This window comes from Candidatus Seongchinamella marina, from assembly GCF_026262685.1.
Lineage (GTDB): Bacteria > Pseudomonadota > Gammaproteobacteria > Pseudomonadales > Halieaceae > Halioglobus > Halioglobus marinus.
This window is the reverse complement of the sequence record NZ_SHNP01000007.1, coordinates 103,295-119,417: the sequence shown is the minus strand read 5'-3', so window position 1 is coordinate 119,417 and position 16,123 is coordinate 103,295. Positions and strand designations below refer to the sequence as shown.

At 51.5% G+C, this 16,123-nt stretch carries 15 protein-coding genes; 9 read left to right on the top strand and 6 right to left on the bottom strand.

The window, feature by feature from the left end:
* Nucleotides 1-16: 16 nt before the first annotated feature.
* Nucleotides 17-934 (bottom strand): NAD-dependent epimerase/dehydratase family protein, encoded by a 918-nt coding sequence (locus tag EYC87_RS17485; protein WP_279254009.1) that lies wholly within the window; start codon nt 932-934, stop codon nt 17-19.
* A 225-nt stretch (nt 935-1,159) separates the two neighbouring features.
* On the opposite strand from EYC87_RS17485, the gene EYC87_RS17480 reads away from it, so the two are divergent.
* The 4 genes from EYC87_RS17480 to EYC87_RS17465 all read left to right on the top strand — a co-directional run bounded on the left by EYC87_RS17480 (nt 1,160) and on the right by EYC87_RS17465 (nt 4,708).
* Nucleotides 1,160-1,441 carry a PqqD family protein gene (locus EYC87_RS17480; protein ID WP_279254008.1) on the top strand — a complete coding sequence of 94 codons (282 nt, stop codon included), beginning with the start codon at nt 1,160-1,162 and terminating at the stop codon, nt 1,439-1,441.
* Nucleotides 1,442-1,549: 108 nt separating this feature from the next.
* Complete coding sequence (locus tag EYC87_RS17475) at nt 1,550-2,140, top strand: LemA family protein (RefSeq protein ID WP_279254007.1); 591 nt, start codon at nt 1,550-1,552, stop codon at nt 2,138-2,140.
* Nucleotides 2,141-2,228: 88 nt separating this feature from the next.
* Nucleotides 2,229-4,163 carry a M48 family metallopeptidase gene (locus EYC87_RS17470; RefSeq protein WP_279254006.1) on the top strand — a complete coding sequence of 645 codons (1,935 nt, stop codon included), beginning with the start codon at nt 2,229-2,231 and terminating at the stop codon, nt 4,161-4,163.
* Nucleotides 4,164-4,312: 149 nt separating this feature from the next.
* On the top strand, nt 4,313-4,708 hold the full coding sequence (locus tag EYC87_RS17465; RefSeq protein ID WP_279254005.1) for a helix-turn-helix domain-containing protein: 396 nt from the start codon (nt 4,313-4,315) through the stop codon (nt 4,706-4,708).
* A gap of 57 nt (nt 4,709-4,765) precedes the next feature.
* Here the strand turns inward: EYC87_RS17465 and EYC87_RS17460 are convergent, their stop codons facing one another.
* Complete coding sequence (locus EYC87_RS17460) at nt 4,766-6,598, bottom strand: sensor domain-containing diguanylate cyclase (RefSeq protein ID WP_279254004.1); 1,833 nt, start codon at nt 6,596-6,598, stop codon at nt 4,766-4,768.
* A gap of 109 nt (nt 6,599-6,707) precedes the next feature.
* Nucleotides 6,708-7,289: a YdcF family protein gene (locus EYC87_RS17455; protein ID WP_279254003.1), complete on the bottom strand. Its 582-nt coding sequence runs from the start codon at nt 7,287-7,289 to the stop codon at nt 6,708-6,710.
* A 236-nt stretch (nt 7,290-7,525) separates the two neighbouring features.
* On the opposite strand from EYC87_RS17455, the gene EYC87_RS17450 reads away from it, so the two are divergent.
* Nucleotides 7,526-7,906, top strand: a complete 381-nt coding sequence (locus EYC87_RS17450; protein ID WP_279254002.1) for an MAPEG family protein — start codon at nt 7,526-7,528, stop codon at nt 7,904-7,906.
* Here EYC87_RS17450 and galE read toward each other — a convergent pair.
* The gene (gene galE / locus EYC87_RS17445) at nt 7,903-8,922 is read right to left on the bottom strand and encodes a UDP-glucose 4-epimerase GalE (protein ID WP_279254001.1); all 1,020 of its coding nucleotides are present in this window, start codon (nt 8,920-8,922) and stop codon (nt 7,903-7,905) included. The two genes, EYC87_RS17450 and galE, sit on opposite strands and share 4 nt — an antisense overlap.
* 248 nt (nt 8,923-9,170) lie before the next feature.
* Between galE and EYC87_RS17440 the strand changes: the two genes are divergently transcribed.
* From EYC87_RS17440 to EYC87_RS17425, 4 genes are all read left to right on the top strand, one after another.
* Nucleotides 9,171-10,184, top strand: coding sequence for an MraY family glycosyltransferase (locus EYC87_RS17440; protein ID WP_279254000.1), 1,014 nt, complete (start codon nt 9,171-9,173; stop codon nt 10,182-10,184).
* Nucleotides 10,185-10,278: 94 nt separating this feature from the next.
* Complete coding sequence (gene tviB, locus EYC87_RS17435; protein ID WP_279253999.1) at nt 10,279-11,559, top strand: Vi polysaccharide biosynthesis UDP-N-acetylglucosamine C-6 dehydrogenase TviB; 1,281 nt, start codon at nt 10,279-10,281, stop codon at nt 11,557-11,559.
* 3 nt (nt 11,560-11,562) lie between these two features.
* Nucleotides 11,563-12,606 (top strand): NAD-dependent epimerase/dehydratase family protein, encoded by a 1,044-nt coding sequence (locus EYC87_RS17430; protein ID WP_279253998.1) that lies wholly within the window; start codon nt 11,563-11,565, stop codon nt 12,604-12,606.
* Nucleotides 12,590-13,675 carry a nucleotidyltransferase family protein gene (locus tag EYC87_RS17425; protein ID WP_279253997.1) on the top strand — a complete coding sequence of 362 codons (1,086 nt, stop codon included), beginning with the start codon at nt 12,590-12,592 and terminating at the stop codon, nt 13,673-13,675. Before EYC87_RS17430 ends, EYC87_RS17425 begins: the two co-directional genes overlap by 17 nt.
* A gap of 210 nt (nt 13,676-13,885) precedes the next feature.
* On the opposite strand, the gene EYC87_RS17420 is transcribed toward EYC87_RS17425, so the two are convergent.
* Together EYC87_RS17420 and EYC87_RS17415 are read right to left on the bottom strand one after the other, a co-directional pair.
* On the bottom strand, nt 13,886-15,028 hold the full coding sequence (locus tag EYC87_RS17420) for a glycosyltransferase family 4 protein (protein WP_279253996.1): 1,143 nt from the start codon (nt 15,026-15,028) through the stop codon (nt 13,886-13,888).
* A 29-nt stretch (nt 15,029-15,057) separates the two neighbouring features.
* Nucleotides 15,058-16,113 carry an EpsG family protein gene (locus EYC87_RS17415; protein WP_279253995.1) on the bottom strand — a complete coding sequence of 352 codons (1,056 nt, stop codon included), beginning with the start codon at nt 16,111-16,113 and terminating at the stop codon, nt 15,058-15,060.
* Between the last annotated feature and the right edge of the window lie 10 nt (nt 16,114-16,123).

Sequence of the window (16,123 nt, the reverse complement as noted above, 5' to 3'; positions counted from 1 at the left end):
CCTGAGCGGCACCGGCTCAGGCCTTAAGTTCAATCTCTGGAAAGCGTTTGCGCATAGCAGCGCGGATGCCGTCCTTCCAGCCATACTCGCAGGCACCGGCAAGCTCCATGCGTTTATTGCTGTCCAGAATTTTCATCTGCCACATCGCATTGTCACCACTGTTCATCGTCAACTTCAGTCCAGTAATCTCTTCAATATAAGCGGCCATCGCTTCCACTGAAACAGGATCATCACCCCCCAGGTTAACCACCGGAGCCGGCACTGCTGCATGGGCCAGCAAGCCCTGAACCTGCTGCGTAATATCATCCTGGTAGATGGGCGAGCAATAACTCTCACTATCGGCCTTGCGTTGATATGGCCAACCGTTTTTCATGAAATCTACCAACACCATAGGCACGCCGCCGTGTCCGTGTTCACCGTAAGCCACATCAAGGCGAGCAATAATAGTAGGCAGGTTCAGGGACAGGGCCTGATAGCGCACCACAGCCTCCGTGGCGAGCTTGCTCATGGCGTAATGATGCGAATAGTGTGAGAAACCCCCGAGCACTGCATCCTCTGCAATAACCGCCAGCGGGTCAGGGTTATCCCGGTAAATCGAGGATGAAGACATGTGAAAGAAGCCCTTTACGTCCTGATAGCGTTGCATTAAGAAGCCAGTGCCCTCGGCATTAAGCATGCCTTCATCGGACGTTTTGGGATCGGTATTACAGCCACAGTGAATCACGTAGTCCACATCTGGCAAGTGTGCGAGATCTGCATCGCCAATGGTGAAGGTCGCCGTCTTAATGCCCTGAGCTTCCAGTTCACCCCTGGCATCCGGATTACTAAAGCGAGCCGCTGCCCATACTTGGTTGTTCTTCACCAGGCTTTCTGCGATCGGCCTGGCGACTTGACCGGTTGCACCGGTGATTAGAATGCGTTGGTTCTCAAGCATGCTGTTATGACTCTTTTTCAAAAACCGAACCGCAATGTAACTGAATACGAAAGCGGCAGCCATCGCACCTGTGCAAATCCGGGATGGCATGATAAACCCATCCGCAACAAATGCCGGGATGCCGCCATGAGCGCTCAACGCTGGTCGGGGTTAGTGATTTCCTATACTTGATTTTCGGGGCCTGTCGACGCACCCTATCAGCCTTACGGTTAAAGGCTGCACCCCATGGACCTCAATCAAGTTGTTACCCTCTCACCTGATGTTATCTCCCAGGAAGTTTCTGGCGAAACCGTACTGCTGGACCTCAATAGCGAACATTACTTTGGACTGGACGAAGTGGGCACCCGTATCTGGCAACTGATTGATTCCTCCGGCAATCTACAGGAGATATATGACACTATGCTGAACGAGTATGAGGTGGAGGCCGACCAGTTATTGGAGGACATGGCGCAGCTTTTAGGTGATATCGAGAAAGCCGGGCTGGTTGCGTTAAAGGCCGCCAGCTAAAAAAACCTAACTCCAACTCACGCGAACTCATACCCCGGTGGTTAATCGACATTTCATGCCGTGATACCATCGTCGTAGCCCTGATCGTTTATTCCTGGAGAGAAATTTATGTCCGGCACTATCTTCTGGCTCGCGCTGCTGGCGCTGGTGATTTACATCGTCAGCATCTACAACAGGCTGGTCACACTCAAAAATCGTTTCAAAAATGCATTTGCCCAAATCGAGGTACAGCTGAAGCGTCGCTATGACTTGATTCCCAACCTGGTAGAAACCGCCAAGGGCTATATGGACCACGAGCGAGAAACTCTGGATGCCGTTATTACCGCGCGCAACGACGCGGCAACGGTTCTCAAAGCGCTTGAGGGCAGCAATCTTGGCGGTGGCGACATTGCCAAACTCGCCGGAGCAGAGACAGCGCTGCAGGGGGCTCTAGGTAAACTGAATGTGACCATGGAAGCTTACCCTGATCTTAAAGCCAGTGAGAACATGCAGCAGTTGTCGGAAGAACTAACCACTACCGAAAATCGTATCGCGTTTGCCCGGCAGGGATACAACGATGCGGTAATGGACTTCAATACCTACCGCCAGAGTTTTCCGCCGGTATTCTTCGCCGCTAAATTTGGGCATCCAGAAGACGCTGGTCTACTGGAATTTGAGGACTCTGCGGAAATTCAGGCGGCGCCCAAGGTGCAGTTTTAATTCAATCGGGCATTACGGTGAAACACCTGTACTGTCGCCACTGGCTCACTCTAATCTGTCGCTCGCAACAATAACGGGGTAAGCCTGAGTGAACTTCTTCCAACAACAAGATGTCGCCCGGCGCAATTCGCGTTTACTGGTGCTGCTCTTCAGTCTGGCCGTGCTGGGGCTTATCTTGCTGACCAACGCTGCAGTAGCCGCTTTCCTTTATTTCGGTGACGACTACAGCATTTATAGCGGCAGCCGCAGCGGCGTATCAGGCTTTTTTTCCTATTTCAGTTGGGAGCGCTTTGGCGGCATTGGTTTGGCCATCACTGCAACCGTGACGCTGGTAGTAATGGTTAAGTGGATTCAGCTATCGACTGGCGGCAAAGTGGTGGCGGAAAGCATGGGAGGCATTCGCATTCTTCCACAGACTCGCGACCAAGCGGAGCGGCGGTGTCTCAATGTCGTAGAGGAGATGGCGCTGGCAGCCAATATGCCTGTGCCCCCGGTATATGTGATGAATCACGAGAGAGGAATCAACGCTTTTGCCGCAGGCATTGTGCCGGCAGATGCGGTGGTTGCGGTCACCCGAGGGACCATTGATCACCTCAAGCGCCATGAGCTACAGGGCGTAATCGCCCATGAATTCAGCCATATACTCAACGGAGATATGCGCCTTAACATCCGTCTGGCAGCGATGCTCAAGGGGATCACCTTCATCGGCGATGTGGGCCATATCCTGCTGCGCAGCAATAACCGGGTGCGCACTGGCCGCAGCAGCAAGAATGACGCGGCACTGCCCATGCTGGGGCTGGCGCTATGGATACTGGGCTGGCTGGGCGGCCTGGCTGCCGGCTTTATCAAGGCAGCCATCAGTCGTCAAAAAGAATACCTCGCAGATGCGGGCGCGGTTCAATTTACTCGCGACTCAGGTGGCATTGCTGATGCGCTTAAGGTCATTGGCGGATACATACCCGGCTCCCTGGTACATGCGGCGCGAGCTGCGGAGATGTCACACATATTTTTTGGCCAGATAGAACACCACTTGTGGCAGCTGTTTAGTACCCACCCCTCGCTGCAGGAACGCATTCGTCGGCTGGATGCACGCTGGGACGGTCAGTACATTCAGCGCCAACCAAAGCACTATCCCAATCCCACAATCGAGCCCCGTGACGTCGCCGGCACGAAAAGGGCTGCGCTGGTTGCCGCCGCCATGGCCTCCGTTGCCTCGTCTGCCGGGACTCAGCAGGCTCTGCCAGACGCCGACTTCGCCGAAGAGACCGTGGATTTCGAGGCTGAAACGGCTGAGCAGGCACAAATACCCTTAGCACTGGTGCGGCACAGCCACGAACCATTGGGTGCCCATGCCCTGACCTGTGCCCTGTTGATGAATGTGCACGAGGACGTTTATCCGCTGCAGATAGATGTGTTGCAGCAAAGTAAAACTCGCGGGCTTGCGGTGCTCACCCATACTCTGTTTCCCGCGGTAGCAGAACTGGGCGCGCCCAAACGTCTGCCACTGCTGGAATTGTGCCTGCCCGCGCTCAAGTCAATCTCACTCAAACAGTACAGAAGCCTGAAAACCACGCTGCTCCAACTTATTCAGGCGGACGCTCGCACCGAACTGCATGAATGGTGCCTGTACCAACTGGTACGCCACTATCTAGACCCTGAATTTATTCAGGTAAAACCCAGTCGCGCTCGGCATCGGAGCTTAAGCAAGGTACAGCCACATCTGCGAGTGACACTCTCGGTACTGGCGCATGAAGGCGGCGGCGACACTGCAACAGTGTTTCAGATGGGAACCCGGGAGTTGGGCCTGGACAGCCTGCAACTGCTGCCCCGTGACCAATGCAGTGTGTCTGCTTTTAGCAAGTCAGTGCACGAACTGGCAGATTGCTACCCCTTACTGAAGCCACGCGTTCTGAAGGCCATGACGCTCGCCGCCGGGGAAGATGGGCAGCTGAGCCCTGAAGAAAAAGAGATCATTGCGGCAATGGCCGCTGTGATGGATTGCCCCTCACCGGAGTTGCTGTAGATCATTTGGACACCGCAGGCCCGACCCCTTCATCAAATTCAGCCAACCACTTCCCAATAAAAAATCCTGTGCTAGTCTAAATAGTACGCCGCGCCGATTGCGGCTACAACTGACAAGTTTCTATACACCACGACAAGGACGTTATGGCTATGGAACACGTAATTCCCCTCGGCAGTGGGGAGCCTCACTGCTGCATGCGCTCGGAACAGCCGGGCACCCATCATCGCTATCGCACTACCGATCGCGTTCTTCAAATTTTGCTCAACGACGACCTGTCACGGGTGAGGGCTGACTCTATTGCCGAGAGCATGGGTATTAGTCCCACAACGTTGCGGCGACGATTACGCGCCGATCATACCCACTACCAGTTCCTGCTGGACCGGGCACGACAGTATCGCTGCGAGCAACAGCTGCGCAACCTTTGGCTGCCCGGCAAATGCCTGGCCGACCAGCTTGGGTATTTAGAGGTAAACAGTTTCTACAGAGCATTCAGGCGCTGGACAGGGCTGAACTACAGCGAATACAAAGACCGGTATTACAGCTAGCATTCAGAGACTAAAAGACTCGCAGCCGCTAAAGCCAATCGGTGCCAAAAAGGCAGCCTAGCTAACCACGCTGAGTCCTTTATAGTTACCAATCATGACCTTGTTTCGGCCGCCTTCTTTACCATGGTAAAGCGCGGTATCGGCACGAGCGATACAGGTATCGAGGGACTCGCCTCTGCGGAAGCTGGCGATACCGAATGTCATGGTAATTTTCAAACGCTGGTTGTCGAATTCGAACACGTTTTCAGCAATCGATTCACGCAACTTCTCGGCCAGGTTGGCAGCGCCCTCAGTTTCAGTTTCCGGCAACAGCAGGATAAATTCTTCGCCACCCCAGCGAGCAATCCGGTCCACGTCGCGGGTACGCTCCTCGAGGATGCTGGCCATCCGTTTGAGCACGTGGTCACCGCAAACATGGCCATGACGGTCATTGAAGCTTTTGAAGTTATCGACATCCGTCAACACCAGGGAAAAACTTTTGCCCGAACGGAACATACGGCGAATTTCGGTCTCTGCCTCTTCGGTAAAGCCGCGACGATTTAGCAGACCAGTGAGGTGGTCTACTCTGGCTGCCTCAGCCAATCGCCTGTTGGCCGCGCTAAGGTCCGCCGTGCGCTCTGCCACCTCCGACTCAAGTTTGGAATACATGGCCGTAAATCTATTGGCCATTGACACCGCCATGGCCAGTAAAATGGCGACGAACCCCAGTGGGGCCAACCTCACGGAATCCAGATACACCAAGTCAATCAGTAAATCATTGATGGCGGTGGCAAGAAAGATGATCGCCCCCAGTAATACCGTTTTTGCTTCGGGGTTGCCGACCCGCACCTGGCCAACCATCACCCAGAGGGCTGTAGCAATAGCCGGCAAAGTCCATAGCTGCCACCAACTCAGAGTCTGATAGTGAATAATGTCCCCGGGTACAACGACCACTATCATAGACACGAGCACAAAACTGACCTGATAAGCCCTGAGCAGCGGACCAATCGGCAAACGCAGCAAAGACCAAAGCATTTGTATGGCCAGCGCAGGAAAGATATAGATAGCGCCCAGTTCTATTTTCTTCATAGCGATAAATGAAATATCAAACAAATACTTCCATTGGGTGAGCATCAATCCATAAATCCCAATATTCAACGCCATTAAGCCAAACCAGAGGTAAGTACTAAGCTTGCGGTTTCGCCCATAGAGATAAAGGTAGTAGCAGCCAAACCCAAGAATAAGTGCACAAAATAGCAACCCCGGCACCTCACTCACCATGCCTTCGAGCACCAGTTCACGATATTGACCTAGCATGTAAACACCGGAAATGGGGCCTCCACTCCAGGCCTTTACTAGTGCCTCATCACCACCCCATACGCGCAGAGCGAGTATCAGGACATTGTCTTTACTGATGGCAGAAGTGGGGATAGCAAAAACGCGCTCCTGGTCGTAGATCACTTCACTCAGCGGCGGCAAACTACCAACGCCGCCCACCAGCTTGCCGCCCGCATAAAGCTCATAAGCGCTGAGCACTTTGCCAATTCGAACGGCCAACTGCGAGATCTGGCTCTCTCGTACCAGCTCAGGGTCCAGCCGCAGGCTAAGGCGGTACCAGGCCATTTGCCCGGATTCAGGAAAACCACCACTAGGCCATCGATCAGGCACTGCCATACTGGACCAGCTGGAGTCGTCCACTGCCGGTGTGGCCCAAGCGATACTATCACCGGGCTTGAAGCGCCATTGACCGCGCAGGGAAATGCCCTCACGGAGGTTTTCCCCGGTTATAAAAGGCAGTCCGTCGGTTGTCGAAGCTGCCTGTGTCAGCGACCCAGCCAACAGCAGGCAAAAGAGCCCCGTGGCGAGCAAAAACGCCTTGCTGATCAGCCTTATTGGATGCTTTTGAGCCATAGTTTTACTGGCATTACCGTTTTATATTTACCGCAATTATAAAGAGACATTGGAGCTAAAAGCGACTGAGTCACCTAAACCTTGAAGCAGGTCACAGAAAAAAGCCCAACTAGAGCCAACCCTGGGATCGATAGTAGTGAAAACCGACATATTCCTTGATGGCGGCGGTGCTACGCCATAAATCGTCCGCTGTCGGCAGCCAGCGCGGCACTGCGGGTTTACCCACGAGTCGCTGGTAGTCGGTGGGGGCGGGAATCACCTCAAAGCCCTGACGTTCAAATAGCGGAACAGCCCGTGACATATGATATGCAGACGTTACCAGCAAAATCCTGCGTACGTCCCTGCCCTGCAAAATCAGCGCCGAATAGCGGGCGTTTTGCTGGGTATCCAGACTCTGGCGTTCCATCAACAGCGCACGATCGGGCAATCCCATCAATACCATGTAATCGCGCAATTGCTCCGCCTCTGGGCGGCTGCCAGTGGTGGACCCGCCGGACAGTAATACCAGCGGTGCCTTCTTTGCTTTGTACAGGGACACGGCGTGAGTAAGCCTGTCTGCCGCCGCATTAAGGTCCGCCATGCTACTCCAATAGGTATCGCCGCGAGTGGCGCCACCCAGAACTACAATCGCATCGGCTTTAGGTACAACCGACATCGCCTTGGGCCTGAAATCATCCTCTAGGCTGGCCATCAAAAAGTCGGCTACAAGCGCAGTGGAGCAGGCATAAAGCCATACCATCGAAATCCCAAGCAAAGAGGCTGATGTTCGTCGCCGGGGCCAAAGTAGCAGCGCCATGAGCGCTAACAGGAGTGACAGGCTTAGTGGATAGACCAGCAGCGATAACAACTTGGTAAGCGAAAAAGAAATAGTGGGGCTCCTGTATACTCAGGCGACTCTTAATAATACCAAGCTAAAGGAACTACACCATGCAATACGTTGCGATTGTTACGATTCTTCTAATCATTCAATACATGGCCTACATGATGTTCTGCGGCTTCGCACGCGGCAAAGACACCGTTGTTGCCCCCGCCACTAGCGGTGATGAGCGCTTCGAGAAAGCGTTTCGGGTGCAGATGAACACTCTGGAGCAGTTGATGGTGACACTGCCAAGCATGTGGATTTGCGCGTATTTTTTCAGCCCGCTGTGGGCCGCTGGATTGGGTGTGGTGTTTATGGTGGGAAGATTGCTATACCGTCAGGCGTACATGAAAGACCCTGCAACCCGCGGCACCGGCATGATGATCGGGTTTGTGGCGAATATAGGGTTAATCGTTTTGTCCCTTTGGGGCGCCATTGGGCAGATTTAATTGCCGTAACCTTCGGGGTTTGCCTCCTGCCAACGCCAGGTATCGGCACACATTTGCTCCAGGCTGCGGGTGGCCCGCCAACCCAGTAAAGACTCGGCCATTGCCGGGTCTGCCCAACACTCGGCGATATCCCCTGCCCTGCGATCAACCAGCTCGTAGGGTATGTTCTTACCGCTCGCCTGTTCAAAAGCACTAATCATATCCAGCACGGAAGCGCCGACGCCAGTGCCGAGGTTAACCGTTAGTACGCCGGCGTTATCCAGCACGTATTCCAGTGCCGCCACATGACCCTCGGCCAGATCCACGACGTGAATGTAGTCGCGCACGCCGGTACCGTCGGGAGTCGGGTAGTCGCTACCAAAAACTGATAACTTGTCTCGTCGGCCTACCGCCACCTGGGCCACAAAGGGCATCAGATTGTTGGGCCAGCCCTGAGGGTCCTCTCCTATACGACCGCTGGCATGAGCACCAACCGGATTGAAGTAGCGCAAGCGACCAATACTCCAGTTGGGACGCGCCTGGCCCCAGTCCGCCAGAATTTCCTCTACCATTAGCTTGGAGCGGCCATAAGGATTGGTCGCTGAAGTGGGAAAACTTTCCTTAATCGGCACAGATGCCGGATCACCGTAAACCGTCGCGGAAGAGGAAAATATAAACTTATCGACCCCGGCGCGTTCCATAGCCGCCAACAGCACCAAAGTGCCATTGACGTTGTTGTCGTAATACTCCAGTGGCTTCTCGACCGACTCACCTACCGCCTTTAAGCCAGCAAAATGCATGACCGCTGCGATGTCGTGGCTTGCAAATAATTGATCTAGTCCAACAGAGTCGCGAATATCACATTGCACCAAGGGCACCGACATCCCGGTGAGCTCTTCTACACGAGCAACTGCTTCGGCGCTGGCATTGCAGAGGTTATCCAGGACCACCACCGAATAACCCGCCTCGGCCAGGCACGTACAGGCGTGTGTGCCGATATAACCGGCACCGCCGGTGACCAGAATAGAGTGGGGCATAACAAACTCAGATAAATCAACAAGGAATTGATTGTAACCCGCTGTGGTGACGAGTGGCTAACTGACTGACTGATATGCAATCCAGGCACCGAATCAAAATTTAGTAGTGATTATGTCTCATTGGGCTTGCGCTCAAACCTTTATCCACACGCTGTCAGATGCCCCAGAAACGGTTAGTATGCTGCTTGAGCTATCGATAAGCTTTGCTTGTTTCACAGCCTTTGGGGTGAGAACGAAAGAAACACACGATGCACTTCGCCATTATTGCCCTCATATCTGTCGTCGTCGCCAGGATTAGTATTAGTTTGGGGGCACGACTGGGCCTGGTCGATCACCCAGATGCCAGAAAGCAGCACTCGGGCACTGTCGCCCTGACCGGCGGTGTTTTCATTTTTTTGACCATCCTGCTAGGGACACTTTTCCTCGACATTGAACCCTACACAACGGAGATGATGGTTATAGCGATCGCTGTATTTTTAGTGGGTGTATTTGACGATTTTCAACAGATTCATGCCGGCCTGCGCTTACTTATCCAATATGTTGCGGGAGCACTGCTAGCGACTTATGGCGGCATTGCCATTGATAACGTCGGGAACCTATTGGCCTTCGGCGACATATACCTGCTATTACTTACCATTCCGCTGACGGCGTTATCTGTGGCAGGACTCTCTAACGCATACAACATGACCGATGGCATTGATGGATTGGCAGCATCGACTATTGCCTTACCCCTCCTTGCTCTGTATTGCCTCGCCGTTGACAACAGACATCCTGAGGCTGAGTTTTTGATGCTAATGCTGATACCTTTAGGCGTCTTTCTAATCTTCAACCTCGGCCCCAACAATAACCTGTTGCCTAAGGTGTTCCTGGGAGACGGCGGCAGCATAACTCTGGGCTTTCTTGTAACAGCGTCGCTGGTGCACTTTTCTCAGGGAGATTGGGCCGTTATTGAGCCAGTTACCGCGTTGTGGATGGTAACCGTGCCATTGATGGATATGCTTGCAACCATGCTGAGGCGCTATCGAGGTGGCCGAAAAGTGATGGACGCCGATCGGTCGCATTTACATCACACGCTAATGGATATGGGGTTCACTCCTCGGCAAACGCTAACGATTTTAGTAGTCTACGCGACTGGCGGCATCGCTGTGGGTCTGGCGTTAGAAGCTGTTCCGGCTTACGTCAGCCTCGCTGGTTACTTCCTGGTTTTCGGATTGCATTGCGCTTTTGTTCTAGACCTGCTCTCCATACAGAGCAGAGAATGATCGCCAAAAACGTTCACTTTCACGCCTCTTCACAGTACCATCTCTTTAGTCGTCTAGTAGCGTAGTCGCTATCTAGCACTATTACTTCAGCGAGATGAATCGATTGGTGAAACAACCCACTATAGCCGTCATAGGCCTGGGCTACGTTGGCCTGCCCCTGGCCGTAGAGTTTGGTAAGCAATACCGAACCATCGGTTTCGATATCAGCAAGGTACGCATTGATGAACTAAGTGCAGGCGACGACTGCACGCTGGAGTTTGACGCGGCTGAATTGAAACACGCCACACAGCTTACTTTTACTCACGAGCCGGCGGATATCGGAGACGCCAACGTCTTCATTGTTACCGTGCCCACACCTATCGACCAACACAATCGACCGGACCTCAGACCACTGGGTTTGGCCAGCACCACAGTAGGTAAACTGCTTAAACAGGGCGACGTTGTGATTTACGAATCTACCGTCTACCCCGGCGCTACCGAGGAATACTGCGTTCCCTTATTAAGCCAGCACTCTGGCCTGGCATTCAATAGGGACTTTCACGTGGGTTATAGTCCGGAGCGCATCAACCCGGGCGATAAGGAGCACAGCCTCACCTCCATTATCAAAGTAACTGCAGGCTCCAACCAGAAAACAGCTGACTATGTAGACGAACTATATAACTCCATAATCACCGCCGGTACTCACAAAGCTCAGAGTATTAATGTGGCAGAGGCCGCCAAAGTTATCGAGAACACGCAGCGGGACGTCAATATCGCGCTAATGAATGAGCTGGCTATGATCTTTAATCGCTTGGACATTGAGACTGATCACGTACTTCAGGCCGCGAGTTCCAAGTGGAATTTTCTGCCATTCAAACCCGGACTCGTAGGCGGCCACTGCATTGGCGTTGACCCCTACTACCTAACGCATAAGGCCCAAGAGATCGGTTATCACCCTGAGATGATTCTGGCGGGGCGGCGCATTAATGACCAGATGGGAAGTTACGTGGCGGCCCAATTTGTTAAAGCGCTGCTGGAAAAGGACATACACATCAAGGGTGCGCGAGTGCTGGTAATGGGCTTAGTATTTAAGGAAAACTGCCCAGACCTGCGTAACAGCAAAGTTGTAGACGTAATACGCGAACTGCAAGATTATAACGTAGACTTGGACACTTACGACCCGTGGGCGGACGCAGCAATCGCCTACGATGAATACAATATTGACATGATCGTCGAACCTGAAGCGGGCGTTTATGACGGCATTATCATTGCGGTAGCCCACCAACAATTCAGAGACATGACGGCACAGCAGATTCGCGCCATGGGTAAGTCAAGGCACGTTTTGTACGACCTGAAGAATGTGTTGCCGACTGATGCGAGCGACATAAGACTGTAAGCGATGACGCCTTATCAAAAAGTAAAAGATCAAATCACTGCCACACCGGCCACTTGGCTGGTTACCGGAGCTGCAGGCTTTATAGGATCTAACCTGGTAGAAACTCTGCTTCGACTTAACCAGACAGTCATAGGCCTTGATAATTTTGCAACTGGCCACCAGGCCAATCTGGACGAAGTTCAATCATTGGTCAATGAGAAGCAATGGCAACGGTTCAACTTTGTACAAGGTGACATTACTAATCCAGACGACTGCCAACGAGTCTGCATTGGAGTCGATCATGTTCTTCATCAGGCAGCGCTGGGTTCAGTGCCTCGCTCCCTGAAAGACCCCATCACCACCAACCGTGTAAACGTAGACGGCTTCCTGAACATGCTAATAGCGAGTAGAGATGCCTTGGTAAAAAGCTTCACCTATGCAGCCAGCAGCTCAAGCTATGGAGATCACCCCGCGCTACCCAAGGTAGAGGAAAATATCGGTAAGCCCTTATCGCCCTACGCTGTGACCAAGTACGTAAATGAACTGTACGCCGAGGTATTTGCACGCTCTTACAATTTCAACACCATAGGGCTGCGTTACTTTAATGTATTTGGCGAACGTCAGGACCCCAACGGCGCCTATGCTGCGGTAATTCCTAAATGGATCGCTGCGATGATCAGCAACTACGATGTAATCATTAATGGAGATGGAGAAACTAGCAGGGATTTCTGTTTTATCGACAACGTCGTTCAGGCAAATCTACTCGCAGCAACATCAAGCGAAGATGCCAGAGACTCTATTTACAATGTGGCGTTCGGAGGAAGAACTTCCCTAAACACGCTTTTTTCGGCGCTGCAACGTACGCTTGCCGACAATAACGTCTGCTATGAGAAGCAGGCAATATATGGCACTTTTCGCGATGGCGATGTGCTGCACTCACAAGCTGATATCAGCAAAGCTGAAAAAAATTTGGGTTATAGGCCGGAGTTCGATATCAGCGGTGGTATTGCCAGAACAATTCCTTGGTATATTTCGAAAAAACACTCGCCCCATGAGCAACAATTCTAACTGGTCTATTTTCAGGATACTCTGCGAAGTACTAGGCGGGCAAAATGATCAACGCTTAATACAGGCAGAGATGAATCGGCAACTGCCAGCACTGTTTGATATAGCAGCAGTGAACGACGTGCTACCTGCCCTTGCAGTAAGGTGCAATGATCAGCAGGTGAGCACCGACACTTTAAGTGAACATCAGCGCAGCAAGCTCAAGCAAGCCCTAATAGACAACACCGTGCGCAACATGCAGATTAAGGCGCAGTCTCTAAAAATCACAACTCAACTGAACCGGGCCGGAATTACTCCGCTATTTTTGAAAGGCACTTTACAACTGCTAGACCCCAGCACAAAAGACCTGGGCTTTCGCAAACAATTAGACATCGATTTGCTGGTAGAACCGGAACAACTAGCAATAGCTGCTGACATTTTCCTTGCCGAGGGTTACAACTTCTGCAATACAACTGCTGAATCTTATTCCAAATCAACATCTCTACTAAACACGTCAACAGCGATAAAAAGCAGCGCCGCTCACCATCATCTTCCTCCACTCATCAAAGAGGGTTACGAAACCTCTGTAGAATTGCATCGGCACTTTCTACCCAAACGTTTTCAGCAGAAAAACCCCTTAGGGCCCTTATTTAAAAGAGCACAAGTCCAGCAAAGTCACGGTGCAAGATTTCTCACACCTAGTTTTGATCACCAGATCACACACCTGATACTAGGCAAGGTGGTACACGATGGACACTTGGTTCGCCGTACAATTCCTATTCGAGAGGCCTGCGATTACATTAGGCTTTCCGAAACTGGAAAAGAATTTATTGATTGGAACTCGCTGCCGCGACAGTGTAGTGACGCTCACGCAGTTTTTTCGAATATCATAGAAGCTTTAATGCTGTATCCTGCGAACGGTGCCAGCATAAATCCTCGTAAAACCGCAGTTCAATTACAGATATTACAAAAGCGCTACAACTCACCTGCCGTCGCCAACTTGTTGGACGCTCACGCTAGAGTGTTGCATCTTATGAGCTCGTTTCTTCACAGTCCCGCGAAACTGCCAGCTTATCTTAGGCGACTCCAATAGCAACTCAGAAACCAATGTGCATTGAATCGGCCTATAGAACGTTCTCTAACTGACCGCAGAGGACCCACAACTGCATCTGAAGTGTCAAAGACCAAGGGGATACTTGTGTCGGAGGAGTAGTACAATTGTCATCAAAACTCAACTCGTGAGTTTACAGACTATCGAAGAAAATACGCAGTCTAAAGCCAAAAAATGATAACCCAAACCTAATTAAGCAGCTGGCTTATTGTATTTACGGGCAGTTACTGCTGACTCGACAGCCCGCAGAGTCGCGTCGACGACTATTTTTTCGTCAAACTTCGAAGAAACGAGCCTACGCCCCTGCTCACCCATTTTCGCGCGTTTTTCTTGCGTCATTTCCAGCATAGATGCCATGGCAAGTCGCAAGGACTCACTAGACTTGACCTCGCACACCAGCCCATTAACTCGATCTTCAACCACGTCCTTACAACCAGGTACACTTGTAGTCACTACCGGCAACCCCATAGCACCTGCTTCTAGTAAACTACGCGGCATTCCCTCACGATAAGACGGCAACACTACGCAATCTACCTGTGCATAGACATCTTCCATTGAATCACTAGGGCCAAGCCATTCAACTCCTGGCTCTCGACTCCATTCAGACAACTGGGCACTTGTGACAGCAGAAACGTTTTCCACGTCCGCAAATCCAGACAACCAAAGTGTACACCTTACACACTCGGCATTGATCGCCCTTACAGCTGCAATGAGCTCATTTAGCCCTTTGTCGGCCAGCATTCGTCCAGCAAAGAGAAAACGAAACGGGCCAGTGTGATCTTTTTTTAAGCCAGGATGAAACCGCTGTAAATCTACACCTGAGCCCGGCAACAATTCCAGTCGTGACAGAGGAACTAGTTTCAAATCCGCGAGCTTCTTCATATCCTCTGCATTCTGGCAGAACACTCGGTATGCAAGTGGCTGACTGACCTTGTATAGCAAGCGCACCGCTGCCGAAATTAGCCCTCTGCGTATAAATGCTGTACCCAAGCCTGACACGTTATTGATAGCGAGCACGCCCAGAGTTCGGGCAGCCCAGGTACCGTATACATTGTTTTTGATCGTAAAGTGCAAGGCCGCAACCGGCCGCAATTGACGGTAGTAACGCCAGAACTGGACAACCAAACCTGCGTCTTTAAAGGGATTTCTTCCCTGATTGCTCATAACTAAAGGCAACCATTCGCATCCGAGGTCATCTTTTAACTTTTGGCTATAGTCGTCCTCCGGAGAAAGACAGATCACTCGATAGCCATTCTTGATAAAGCAACGAATAGTAGACGCTCGAAAGTTGTACAAATACCATGAAGTATTGGACGAGAGAGTGACAATCTTCATGCGATAGCCAGAGGCATAAACTTGCCCTTTCACAGGTAAAAATAACTTTGATACGGTAGCCAGGCAAAAGCGTGTGAAGCATAATTTAACCAGACAAACTGCACTAGTGCATAGTAAGCCACCACACCAATTGTCAGCAATTGTCGCCACTCAATTCGGTTCGCTAAAAAGGGCAGGCGAGAAAAAGTGAATAACTGTAACGGAATAAAATACAGGGCGATTCTGTCTACTGCTGTTGATGAAATTGTCACCAGCGGCACCGTAGCTAGAGAAAATATGGCCAACCACACCCACAGCTTTCTCTCAGTATCGCTATAGAAAAGCCACTTCCTGAGCGCAATCAGTATTATTGAAGGAACTGCGTTCATCAGCACTCTAATTAAACCACCCTGGGAACGATAATTAGCCTCCACATAGTTTTTCCAAAGAATTTCCGCGGAATCCAAAACCAAGAAATATGCTCCGCTCGCGGCCACAACACACACCCAGATGAACGTGTATATTCTACTAGTAGTCGCGGACAACGCTGCAATAGGCAGTAATAGCACAGCGGATTTATGGAATAAGGCGCCCAGCAGAACGTAAACTACAAATTTCAATGTCTGGTGCTTGCCCAAGTAAGTGAGAGCTATAAGGGCCATCCCTAACGCCACACTTTGTCGACTGTAACCCATAGCCACAACGACGAGCAGGTACGGAACCGATACCAGCAAGGAAAGCCAAGGCATCGGCTGCTGCCTACAAAAATGACCAACCCCCCATACGACCAGTACAGCGCAAACGAGATTTACCGAGTAGATTGTCCCGCCTGCCCTAGCCACTACCCAATTCAACAAATAATAACCCGGATCTGTGTACTGCAGAGTCTCATCAAAAGTCATGTAACTGATATGGTTAAAATGCCTGGCGTAATTGGCCCAGTCTCCACCGACATCATGCCGAAAGCCAATCATCAGCGTGAAAATTATTAAAACTGCGACCCAGGCCAGACGATGCTCACTGTTTTTTAGCTCACCATTAAGGTCACGCAGTGAAGCGATCACCCCGAGAGCCGCAAGAAAAAACATAAACCAATAAGGCCACATATCGAACTAC